The organism is Paenibacillus dokdonensis (genome assembly GCF_004916975.1).
GTDB lineage: Bacteria > Bacillota > Bacilli > Paenibacillales > Paenibacillaceae > Paenibacillus_AQ > Paenibacillus_AQ dokdonensis.
Genome location: NZ_STGQ01000001.1, coordinates 87,288 through 99,162, shown reverse-complemented (window position 1 = coordinate 99,162; position 11,875 = coordinate 87,288). Strand labels below are relative to the sequence as shown.

The 11,875-nt window shown below is 48.2% G+C and carries 9 protein-coding genes and 1 pseudogene; 2 read left to right on the top strand and 8 right to left on the bottom strand.

The genetic code is table 11. The features are described 5' to 3' along the window. Positions 1-172 precede the first annotated feature (172 nt). The gene (locus tag E6W40_RS00545; protein WP_136603694.1) at positions 173-2,527 is read right to left on the bottom strand and encodes a YhgE/Pip domain-containing protein; all 2,355 of its coding nucleotides are present in this window, start codon (positions 2,525-2,527) and stop codon (positions 173-175) included. Between the two features lie 164 nt (positions 2,528-2,691). Beyond that, entirely contained in the window at positions 2,692-3,273 is a 582-nt protein-coding gene (locus E6W40_RS00540; RefSeq protein ID WP_136603693.1) for a TetR/AcrR family transcriptional regulator, read from the bottom strand. A 243-nt stretch (positions 3,274-3,516) separates the two neighbouring features. Between E6W40_RS00540 and E6W40_RS00535 the strand changes: the two genes are divergently transcribed. Continuing rightward, the gene (locus E6W40_RS00535; RefSeq protein ID WP_136603692.1) at positions 3,517-4,674 is read left to right on the top strand and encodes an MGDG synthase family glycosyltransferase; all 1,158 of its coding nucleotides are present in this window, start codon (positions 3,517-3,519) and stop codon (positions 4,672-4,674) included. A 21-nt stretch (positions 4,675-4,695) separates the two neighbouring features. On the opposite strand, the gene E6W40_RS00530 is transcribed toward E6W40_RS00535, so the two are convergent. The 5 genes and pseudogenes from E6W40_RS00530 to E6W40_RS00510 form a co-directional block, all read right to left on the bottom strand. Further along, positions 4,696-5,184 (bottom strand): ferritin-like domain-containing protein, encoded by a 489-nt coding sequence (locus tag E6W40_RS00530; RefSeq protein ID WP_136603691.1) that lies wholly within the window; start codon positions 5,182-5,184, stop codon positions 4,696-4,698. Between the two features lie 79 nt (positions 5,185-5,263). Next, positions 5,264-5,947 carry a metal-dependent hydrolase gene (locus tag E6W40_RS00525; RefSeq protein ID WP_136603690.1) on the bottom strand — a complete coding sequence of 228 codons (684 nt, stop codon included), beginning with the start codon at positions 5,945-5,947 and terminating at the stop codon, positions 5,264-5,266. A gap of 90 nt (positions 5,948-6,037) precedes the next feature. Beyond that, positions 6,038-6,898, bottom strand: a complete 861-nt coding sequence (locus tag E6W40_RS00520; RefSeq protein ID WP_136603689.1) for a cell wall hydrolase — start codon at positions 6,896-6,898, stop codon at positions 6,038-6,040. A 262-nt stretch (positions 6,899-7,160) separates the two neighbouring features. After that, a complete protein-coding gene (gene thpR, locus E6W40_RS00515; protein WP_136603688.1) occupies positions 7,161-7,766 on the bottom strand; it encodes an RNA 2',3'-cyclic phosphodiesterase in 606 nt (201 codons plus the stop codon). Between the two features lie 133 nt (positions 7,767-7,899). Next, positions 7,900-9,610: pseudogene (locus E6W40_RS00510) on the bottom strand (ABC transporter ATP-binding protein). Positions 9,611-9,842: 232 nt separating this feature from the next. Here E6W40_RS00510 and E6W40_RS00505 point away from each other — a divergent pair. Then, positions 9,843-10,814 (top strand): D-2-hydroxyacid dehydrogenase, encoded by a 972-nt coding sequence (locus tag E6W40_RS00505; protein WP_136603687.1) that lies wholly within the window; start codon positions 9,843-9,845, stop codon positions 10,812-10,814. A 49-nt stretch (positions 10,815-10,863) separates the two neighbouring features. On the opposite strand, the gene E6W40_RS00500 is transcribed toward E6W40_RS00505, so the two are convergent. Further along, positions 10,864-11,844 carry a TRM11 family SAM-dependent methyltransferase gene (locus E6W40_RS00500; protein ID WP_136603686.1) on the bottom strand — a complete coding sequence of 327 codons (981 nt, stop codon included), beginning with the start codon at positions 11,842-11,844 and terminating at the stop codon, positions 10,864-10,866. Positions 11,845-11,875 lie beyond the last annotated feature (31 nt).

Below are 11,875 nucleotides of genomic sequence, written 5' to 3'. Positions count from 1 at the left end.
AAATAATACATTTAGTGAATAAATATTCATTACCGTGGCTTATATTTCCTTATTTTATTTCCCTCTTTACTAATAGAAGAAATAAAACTGATTTATATTTCATCAGTTAAATAAAAGGGTTATCCCGAAGCCACCATGGCTTGGGATAACCCCTTTTTCACCTTTGTATCTATTATGCGGACACGCTCGGCGCTTGCTGCTGATCAAGAATACCTTTATGCGATTTCATGGAGAAGTATACGAACGTCAGGGCCAAGAATACGATGCCCACGGCGCCGAGTACAGCGGCTTGCTGCCACATCAATGTGAAGTCGCCGGTAGATATAACCGCTTTGAACCCTTTGACACTGTATGTCATTGGCAGAAGCGGATTGAGGCTCTTCATCCAGTCTGGAATCAGCTCCAGCGGGAACGTGCCTGCACTGGTTGTCAATTGGAAGATCAAGAGTACGATGACGACAAAACGTCCAGGCTGATCCAGCCAGGTAACAATGGCTTGAATCATAAACATAAAGGACAAGCTCGTGATAAATGTAAAGAGATAGAAGAGCGGAACGCTCTGTACATCAAGCTTCAATCCGTACAAGATGACAAGAGCAGACAATAAGGACTGCAGCACACTCATCAATACGAAGGAGAATGTCCGGCTGATGAACCGGTTGAAGCCCGAAGCACCCATCACGGATGTATCTCTCATTGGAATAACAATAGTACTAATCAAGGCACCCACAAACAACCCTAGAGACAGGAAGTATGGCGCAAAACCTGTTCCATAATTCGGTACATTGGAGAACTTATTCTCTTGGATGTGAACAGGTTCCGCAAACATTTGGAAGTTCTCGTCACCAGCTTTAACTTCACCCGTTTTCTTAGCTGCTTCATTCAGCTTAGAGGCCAGCTCTCCGGAACCGTCTTTCAGCTTGCCGAGTCCTTCGGTCAATTGGCCAGCGCCGGTATCAAGCTGCTTCGAGCCATCCGCTAAGACAGTTACGCCGCTGCCTAGCTGGCTCATACCGCCCTTCAGCTTGCCTGAACCATCGAATATTTGAGCTGCGCCGCTGGATAATTGCTTGCTGCCAATAGCCGCATCGGCCAGCTTCGTGCCGAACAGCTTCATTCCGTCTTCCAGCTTGGATTGACCTGCTTCGAGTTGGGTTGCTCCTTGAACCAGCTGCTGCTGTCCTTGATGCAGCTGATCCACACCTGTTGTCAGCTGCGTTGCTCCTTCGCTGAGCTGGGTCGCACCACCGGATAGCTGCTGCAATCCATCATGGAGATCGGAGGCTCCGCCTGAAAGCTGCTGTTGAGACTTATGCAGCTGCGAAGCTCCTTCGCTGAGCTGCTGCTGTCCTTGATGCAGCTGTTCACTGCCTTTGGCTACTGTCTGGCTTGCTGCGATCAGCTTTTGCACTGCCGGGTTTTGAGCAAGCTCCGGACTTGACTGAGCTAACTGCTGCAAGCCCTGTGCTACGCCTTGGGCACCCGATGCCACTTGAGCCCCGCCAGCTTCGGCGGCTTTCATGCTTTCGGCCAGCTTGGCGCTGCCTGCTTCCGATTGCTTCAGCCCATCCTGAAGCTTGCCGCTGCCATCCATTGTCGATGCCAACCCGGCTTGAAGCTTGCTGCTGCCGTCTACTGCGGATTGCAGTCCCGCTTTCAACTTTGCACTGCCAGCTTCAGACGCGGTCAGCCCGTCTTTCAATTGTACGGATCCCTGATGCGCGGAGACAACGCCGTCTTCCAGCTGCTTATGTGCTGAACTCAACTGACCCAGACCACTTGCCAAAGTCGTTGAGCCTTCCTTCAGGCTCAAGGCGCCTTTTTGCAGGTCACCTGCTCCGTTTGAAAGCGGCTGAATGCCTTCCTGCAGCTTAACCGTGCCTGCCACCATTTTGCTCAAATTTTCTTTCAGCTTGGCAGCTCCTTCATCAAGCTTCACAGCTCCGTCTGAAATGTCGGATGCACCGCTGCCTGCTTCACCCAAGCCATCAGATACCGTTTTGATTTGATCGAACAATGTCTTGGAATAAGCTTCGGTTACCTTCTCGGATACTTTTGTTCTGATTTCCTTTACGGCTGTTCCTCCGATTTGCGAAGCCAGGAAGTTATACCCTTCATTCGGTTCGAAGATGATTTCGGAAGGCTGCGGATGCTCATCCAGTACCGTCGCGGCTTTGGATGAAAAGTCTTCAGGAATGACAATCGTCATATAATACTTGTCTTCCTCCATCCCCTTCTCCGCTTCCTCGCGGCTTACAAACTTCCAAGCAAAATCATCGCTTTTCTTCAGCTCATCAATGAGCTCTTCCCCAACATGCAGCGACTGGTCCCCATACTCTGCACCGGTGTCCGTATTAACAACCGCCACTGGCAATTGATCCATTTTACCGTAAGGATCCCAGAAGGCTGTCAGGAATAATCCGGCATACATAACCGGAATACAGAGCACAGCTACCATGGAAATAAGCAGCTTCCGGTTGCGGACCGTCGCAGCCATATCCTTGAAAAATACAGATAATGACTTCATGAATGTTTCTCTCCTTATATTCTCTATTGTTTCTTAATACTAAATGACCGTTTTGATCATTTGGTCATTTTGAAGCTAATAAAAACTTCCTTTTCCGGCCGCCTTCTTAGGCTGCTCGTACTTGGAAGCAAGGTCTGCCCCGCTATTTTGATGTGTATGCTGCTTCAGGAAGACTCCGCCAGACCATCTGCTAAAAACAATTGGATATAATGATGAATTTCTTCCTTGCCCAGAGGTTCCCGTATCTGATTAAAATCGGAAGTCAGAGCAATATACAGCTTGAACATAACAATGGCAACCACTTGCGGATCACAAGGTTTGATTTCTCTATGGTCAAGCGCAGAGGTGATTTCTCTCTCCAAGTAATCCAAAATTACACGCTCCAGCTTGGCAATCCCTTCCCTGGCTTTCAGTGTACCGACATCCCGGACCTCTTGGGACAGCTTGATGAACAGCTCATGGTCATCCCTGAATTCCAGCAAAGCGTCCAAGACCCTGTACAGGTTCTCAAAAAAGGTATGCTCCCGCCTGATTTTACTCTCAGCAAGTCCTTTCATCTCCACGATCACACTGTACAAAATTTCATCAAACAGCTCTTCCTTGTTCGTGAAAAATGTATAGATGGTCCCTTTGCCCACGTTCGCGATTTTTGCCACCTGATCCATCGTCGTCGCCTTATATCCAAACAGGGCAAAAGACTGCGCTGCCGCTTGAAGGATTTGCTTCCGACGATCTACCGCAGGCATATCCTTCTCCTCCTTTTCTTTAGATTATTCATTCATTGTACTGACCAGATTTCCAATCCGGTCATATGGTCAATTCATACTTTATCACGTTCAAAGACTGCTGGCAACCCCTCCCAGACATTTTTTTCAGAATCTTTTCTTTTATTTTCACACACTCGTTTTCCATCCTGCTGAAATGACAGCCGTTTATAGATTTTTACCATATCCTCCTGTAAGATAGAGGAAGGAAAAGTGGGTGAAAACATGCGGAAAAAGAGAGTGCTGCTGCTGTCTGAGGGCTTCGGCACAGGCCATACGCAAGCAGCATACGCACTGGCGGCCGGGATGAAGAGGCTCGACCCCAATCTTCAGTGCCGCGTCATCGAGCTCGGTAAATTTTTAAATCCGAAGATGGGTCCCTTAATCCTGTCGGCATACCGTAAAACGGTCAGCAGCAGCCCCAAACTGGTCGGGATGCTCTACCGCAAGCAATATAATAAATCGCTCAACCGACTGACCAAGCTCGCCTTGCATCGGCTCTTTTACACGCAGGCGGCTCAGGTCATTAAACAGCTTAAACCGGATTTGATCGTATGTACGCATCCTTTTCCCAATGCTGTGATCTCACGCCTCAAAAGGCAGGGGATACCCGTGCCGCTCGTTACGCTAATTACGGATTATGATGTCCATGGTACATGGGTTAATAAGGAAGTTAATCAATACCTGGTGTCTACAACCAGGGTCAAAAACTTGCTATTACGCCGGAACGTTCCTTCCTCATCTATTCAAGTGACCGGCATCCCTGTTCACCCGAATTTCTGGGAAAGAGCGGACAAGGAACAGCTGCTTCAAGAGCTTGGACTAAGACGTATGCCGACGGTTCTGATCATGAGCGGGGGCTGGGGCGTTTCCTTTAACAAAGAAATGATAAGTCTGCTGATATCCTGGGCGGATCAGATCCAGCTGATATTATGCACTGGAAGCAATGAAAAACTCCTCCATAAAATGAAAAGCAGTCCTGTACTCAATCATCCTAACATCCACCTGCTTGGCTATACCAATCAGATCGATAAATGGATGGATGTCTCCGATCTGCTCATTACCAAGCCCGGAGGCATGACATGCACCGAAGGCTTGGCCAAAGGCATACCGATGCTGTTTTACGAAGTGATACCTGGCCAGGAGGAAGAAAACGGCCAATACTTCGTGGAGCTTGGAAGTGCAGAAATGATCCACTCCCCCGCTGTCCTGGATCGCTGGCATCATCGCCTGATTCATGAATATGAGTCTGTGGAAAACAGCAGGCTGAAATCTCTGGTTAGTCCTGAGCCAGGCAGCGAGCCATTTTATTGCGCGCAGCAGGTTTACGAATTATTACGACAGTGGAGCCCGCAAACTTCTTCACGAAGCAGCAGGCTATAAACTCGCAAAAACAGCTCCCTCCTAAAAAGGAGGAAGCTGTTTTTTTATCACACCGATGAGCCCTTTGCTTTTAACCAAATCACCATTCTCCAGCATATAGCTGCTGTACAAGAAGTTCAGACGGGCAGCCAAACGGTTCTCCCCATTCATGGCACGCTGCAGTATACGCTGAAGCTCGGGTTCCTGCGCACGGTCCAGCAGTACTGCATAGAGATCGGCGGCATCAAGCGCATCGAAGACAGATGCTTTAAGTCCTGACACATAATCTTTTGGCGGCTCCACTTTGGTGAACACGGGATAACAAGCGGTTAAATGATAATACAAACGTGTCCAGACCGCGAGGCGTTCCTTCTGTTTCACTTCCACACTCCTGCTGAAATGCATCCGGTGTTCCGGAGGTGCTAGATGCAGCAGGCGCTGTGCATTGATCATGGAACGATACTCTGCCTGAATAATATACTGCAGGTGGTGAACGGCGATTGTACCGCTTCCGTTTGTCCGGTAGTTCATCGGGGCTCCCGCCTTTCCTGTAGGCCTATTCAATCATAGTATATGCCCAGGATAGAGAGTGGTGTTTGCTCGGGCAGCCTCAGATTTCGAAGCTCCCCCCCGCCTTCAGTGGATATCCCTTAATCCCTTCCTGACTGAGCCGCTCACAGAAAAGAAGCCCATCCTGATGGATACCCGAAAATGTATTGTAGTGTACCGGCAGCACTTTCTCCGCGTTCAGCCACTTGGCCGCCAGCAATGCATCCTCCGGTCCCATGGTCAGCGCATCTCCGATCGGGAGTGCAGCAGCATCAATTTTGTTCATTTCACCAATCAAACGCATATCACCGAACAACGCTGTATCCCCGGCATGGAAGAAGGTCTTGCCACCCATCGTCAGCAAAATGCCTCCAGGCTCTCCTGCATAAATCCAGGAATCCCCCACCGATACTGAGGAGCTGTGAAAGGCCAGCGTATATTTCACTTTAAAACCGTCAAACGACTGGCTTCCGCCGATGTTCATGCCATAGGTTTGAACACCTTGGCTCCGGCAGTATTCCGCCAGTTCAAACACAGCTATAATCGGGCATTCATTCCCCTTGGCAATCTCGATGCAGTCTCCAAAATGATCCGCATGTCCATGCGTCAGCAGTACAGCATCCACATGAATATCCTTTGGTGAAATTCCCGAAGCGGGATTTCCCGTCAAAAAGGGATCAATAATAACACTTCTGCCTTCAGCCTCAACAAGTACACAAGAATGGCCGTAATACGTAATTTTCATGAATGTGGCACCTCCTACAATAAATTACCCAACATGAACCGGATTGATAAGAAAAAACCTCAATCTAACCCTATTCTATCTAATTGGTATTTATTTGTAAAAAGAGTGGTTTCCGATCCGCTTCTCAAATGTGCGTGTATGATGTACTGTCAGATCATCTGCCAGCTTAAGGGAAAGAAAATAATACGTATCATCCGTCACTGCCTTCTTGCCGTTCAACGCTTCATTGGCAGCATGAATACTATCCTGGTTCGGCTTCACGCGATCAAACCGTCCGTTAGCCACAGGACTGAACTGATATTTTTGATATATAACCTTTTTAATGGTATTGGGAAAATTGGCTGACCGCAGCCGGTTCAAGACAACATTCGCTACTGCAACTTTGCCTTGGTACGGTTCGCCTTCTGCTTCTGCCATAATAATTCTTTGCAGCAGGAGCACATCATCAGCGGATACATTGTACTGCCAGGTCGATTTTGCCTGTTCCGATGGACTTAGCAGTTTGGTCCGGCTGAAGAATAATTTTTTAGGGGGAGTAAGCTGAGGATTCAGCTCTTTCTGATGAGTCGCCTCCACTTTTGTCACCTTCGGTTTTGCGTTCAGCTGCTCAATTTCCAGCTTCGTCTTTGCCTGTGGCGATTTCGCAGGAAGACTTTCGATAAAAATAACCTTCGATTTATTTTTCCACGGATTCAAATTATTTACATTTTGAAGACGCAGGGGCAGTCTGTTATGGGATGATTGTGACGTAATCTGTATATTCGCCGGTTTAGCGGCCTTGACTTCGGTCTTGCTTAAAGAAATCGAATCAAAGCGATTCAGATTCATACTGCTTTTATTCTGCAATTTATTGGCCTGTTCATTTTGAAGAAGCAAACAAATCGCAGAGAAACACACTAGAAGAACTCCGATAAGCAAAGCCATCCAGCGGTTTTGTCGTAGAGTGTACATATTTCTCCTCCTATATTCCGGCACATTCCCTTCTTATGTAACCGAAAACAGAGGGTTTGAAAACCCAAAAAAATTTTCGGTGACTTGCTGCATCCGCGAATACGAGAGTAAACGGAAAAACATGGGTACTTTTTTACAACATCAACAGCTTCGTGACGGCACAATTTTACGGTTCACAGGATACGGCTAAAGGGAAAAGCTATTGTTTTATGTGCAGGAATTTTTTATATGACTAAAAATAAAGCTTGAAAAGTTCAATCTCCTAATCTTCCATGCGGAAGGATTCTAGTATCTCATACATTGGACGATCGTGCAAATGCGTGGAAAAAAGTACAAATTCGTTTATAGTCCAGAAGGCCTCCCCCTCTTCTTGCCCCTTGGGCGCTGTTTGCGGAAGTAATGAGGGCACTGAATCCATTTGAAAAGGCTCATTTCCCGTGTATTTTTGGGCAATTGTGATATGGGGATGATATGGACGGGACTCTTTCACAAACCCGAACTCTTCCATTCCATTAGTCACAGCTTCCTGCAGTTGATTGAGCATATGATTGTAGTCAATTACTCCAGCCCAAAGCACTTTTGGGGAGGTCTCAACACCAAAGATACCGGCTTTCCCAAACTTAAGTTTAAATGGATGAAATTGGTGAGCTATGGTCTGAAGCTTTTTCGAAATGGCAGGTAAGCGGACTGGTTCTACATCCCCCAGAAACTGGATAGTAATATGATAATCCTCCCTGTGCGTCCATTTTTTGAAAGCGAATTCTGTCTGATATTGTTCTCTCCATCCTTCCAGCTTGGACTTTAGTTCCTCAGATAATTTTATGGCTATAAACAGCCGCATCGGCTGCTCCTTTATTTGCTTATCCATGTAAAATATACCCCTTTCCGTAAATTTTCCTTCTATATAATAGCCTCATTTTAGTATATCCCAAAAATGCCTATGTCCTCCAAAAATATAAGACCACAGGAAAACTTTCCCGCGGTCTTGGTAATGATCATTTTCATCCAAATTGTGCTTGATGCAGTCTTGCATACACGCCCCCGCTTTGCAGCAGTTCCTCGTGGCGTCCATGCTCGGCGATTCCCTCTTCCGTTACGACGATAATCCGGTCAGCATTACGGATGGTAGCCAGTCTATGCGCGATCACAAGCGTGGTCCGGTTGACCGCCAAGATTTCCAGCGCTTCCTGGATAATTGCTTCTGTCTCGGTATCGAGTGCAGATGTCGCTTCATCCAAAATTAATATCGGAGGATTCTTGAGAAACATGCGCGCAATGGCCAGTCGTTGGCGCTGTCCGCCAGACAACTTCAGGCCGCGCTCACCAATAATGGTATCAAGCCCAGCCGGCAGTGATGCCACGAGGGATTCCAGATGAGCTTTTTGCACCGCATCCAGCAGATCCTCTTCGCTCGCATTCAAATCCCCGTAGGCGATATTTTCACGGATCGTCCCGCTGAACAGGAATACATCCTGCTGTACCATACCGATCTGTGAGCGGAGCGAATGCTGGGTCATTTCACGGATATCCAGCCCATCAATCATGATGGCTCCTTCTTCCACATCGTAAAAGCGCGGGATGAGACTGCACAGTGTTGATTTTCCGGCACCTGAGGGTCCGACCAATGCTACCGTTTCACCGGCTTGAACCGTCAGATTGATATCCTCCAGAATCCTTCTGTGATTTTCGTAGCCGAATGATACGTCACGGAATTCAATATCACCACGAAGCTGCTTCACTTCCACCGCATTCGGCTGATCCTTAATTTCAGGGTCGGTATCCATCAGGTCACAGAGCGTTTGAAGCCTGCCATCCCCTTTGGATAGCTCTCCATCAAGGCATTGATTTTGTCGATCGGCTTCAGGAAAATATTGACGTACAGCAGAAAAGCAACCAGTTCGCCGTAAGTCAGCTTATTCCGATAAGCAAACCAGGCTCCGCAGATCAGCACGATCAACGAGATCAGTCGTGTCAGCATATACATCCCCGAGACACTAAAAGACATGACCCAGTACGAGCGCAGCTTCGCGAGACGGAAACCGGCATTGCTTACGCGAAAACGCTCGATTTCAAATTTTTCGTTGCCAAAGGATTTGACGACCCGAATCCCGGAAACGCTATCTTCGACGCCAGCATTCAGCTCCGCTATATTGCGGAACATTTCCGAGGAGGCATGGTTCAGCCTCTGATTAAAAAATACAATCATCCATACGATAAACGGCATGATAATGAAAGTGATCAGGGCAAGCTGCCAGTTGACCGTCCACATGATGCAAAACGCTCCGAAAAAAGTCATGACGGCAATAAACATATCTTCCGGCCCGTGATGGGCCATCTCCCCGATATCAAAAAGATCATTGGTCATTCGCGACATCAAATGCCCTGTTTTTGTGTTGTCAAAATACTTGAACGACTGCTTCTGCACATGGTTAAACGCCTGCTGGCGCATATCCGATTCGATATTGATGCCCAGCTTATGCCCCCAGTAGCTCACGATAAACTGCAGCCCCATGCTGATCAGATAGAGGGCGAGCAAGCCGCATCCCGCTGCGATAATCGTTCCCCATGCTCCATCCGGCAGCAGCTTGTCCACCACCCACTGGACTGCGACCGGAAATCCCAGCTCAAGCAATCCCGCTACCACCGCACGCCAAAATCGATCATAAACAGTCTTTTATGTGGACCATAATACGCTATAAACCTTCGAATCAGGCCCGCACTTTGTCCCGTAGCCTTTCCTGCTGCATTTTGCATCATACGCTTGCTAAGCCTCCACATCTATATGTAAGTAACCTGATTATATCGTAAAGATCAAAGTCGGAGACATACCTTTCGTGATAAAATCTTTATATAGAAAAGTTCCCCTTCTTTTCACTGCCTGTTTAAATCTGGTATTCTAGTAGGTAATCAATAAGTACATATCACAGAATGAGGAGGCTTAAGCATGAAACAAATCGTATGTCTTCATTCCCTGACACCGGAACAAATTCATCAGATCGAGCAGGCCGCCCCCGGCTTTGAAATGATTGTAAAGAATAAGAAGGAGCTCGACCCAGAGCAGATCAAGAACGCGGAGATCATCGTCGGTTGGTCGAAAACGATTGCCGAACATGCCCTGCAGGAGGATAGTAAGCTGAAATGGGTACAGACTTGGTCTGCGGGTGTGGATACCCTGCCTTTAGAGCGATTAAGGGATCGGGGCATCCTGCTCACCAACTCCAGCGGTGTGCATGCCATTCCGATCTCGGAAAGCATATTTGCTATGATGCTCTCCTTCTCCCGTCAGATGCATATCGCCGTCCGCCATCAGCTGCAAAAGAACTGGAAATCGGATCTGACCGTTCCTGGACACAGTACGCTGGGCGAGATAAACGGCAAAACATTGGTTATCGTCGGCGTGGGGGAAATCGGCCGCGAAACTGCCCGACTGGCCAAGGCCTTCGGCATGCATGTTATTGGGGTCAGACGCTCGGATAAACCGGAGCCGAACGTAGATCAGATGCTTACGATGAATGGCTTGCATGAGGCTCTTGGGCAAGGTGATTACATCGTGAATGTACTGCCTCTAACGGAGGAAACTCATCATATGTTTGACGCCGCAGCCTGGAAGGCAGCCAAAAAAGGCGCATGCTTCATCAATGCCGGCCGCGGGCCGACGGTTGATACGTCTTCGCTAATTGATGCCTTGAACAGCGGACAAATCAGCGGTGCTGGCCTGGACGTATTCGAACAGGAACCGCTCCCTTCAGACAATCCGCTGTGGACGATGGAACAGGTGATTATTACTCCGCATGTTGCCGGAAGCAATGACCGTTACACCGAGCGGGTGGTTGATATTTTCACGGAAAATGTTAAAGCCTACACCCAAGGGCAAAAGCCGCCGCGCAATCTGGTTGATTACGAACGGATGTATTAATAATAAAAGCCCCAGTCTCTCATTTAGAAGAGACTGGGGCTTTACTATATTAAGCCTCGCACAGCCACACATGGCGTACAAAGCTACCCTTCCATACCTTGCATTCATCCTTGATGCGGTAACCCGCTTCTTCGATTCGGCTTCGCACCTCTTCTTCGGTGGATACGACCACCGCCCGCGGCGCCAGACGATGAAGGCTCGCCAGCATATGCCTCTGATCTTCCGTTGGCAGCACAGAGCAGAGATTATAGGGCATATCTAAAATTGCGGCATCGAACGGACCATCCAGTTCATTCATATCCCCCAGCGTAACCAGCTCCACAGGATAACCGTAGTGCTCCAGATTCGTTCTGGCTCCGCGGATGGCAAGCGGATTGATATCTCTTCCTAGGATGTCCAGCCCCATGGACAAGGCTTCAATCAGCACATTGCCCATCCCGCAGCAAGGGTCCACCGCCCGTAAACCTTCTGTATCCGGTGCCATAATATTAACCAGCGTTCTGGCTGTGGCGGCGCTGAGGCCCGTGGAATAGTTCTGCGGTTTATGGATATGCGAATGCCATGCCCGCTTAGGGTAGTGACATACGCCAAGCAGCCAGGTCCCCTGTATAGAGATCAGCCCTAGCGTAACATCCGGCTTCCTCATATCGGCCTTTCCCTGAATGCGGCTTCCGACGAGCCGTTCAAATGCCCTCTGTTCCTCATAAGGATAAAAATCACCTGATTTGATAAATATCACTTTGAAGGTTTTTTTATCCTCAACAAGCTGTCTCAAACCTGCATGCTCCGCAATCTCTTCCACTGAGCTTCCGCTAAGCAGCACATCCATACGCAGAGACAGGAACGGACTGCGGTCGGGATCGATATCCTGTTGACTTAGCAGCAGTGATTCCTTCCGGTATTCCTCGCTGCTGCCAAATAAAGCCCGCATCTCCATACGGCAAAGCTCCGCTTCCGTCTCATGGCTGGCATACGTATAGAGATAAACCGTTTGACCCTCTGCCAAAACCTGTTGTATATGTTCTTTCATGAATAACCTGTTCCTTTCCCGAGGCCAAATG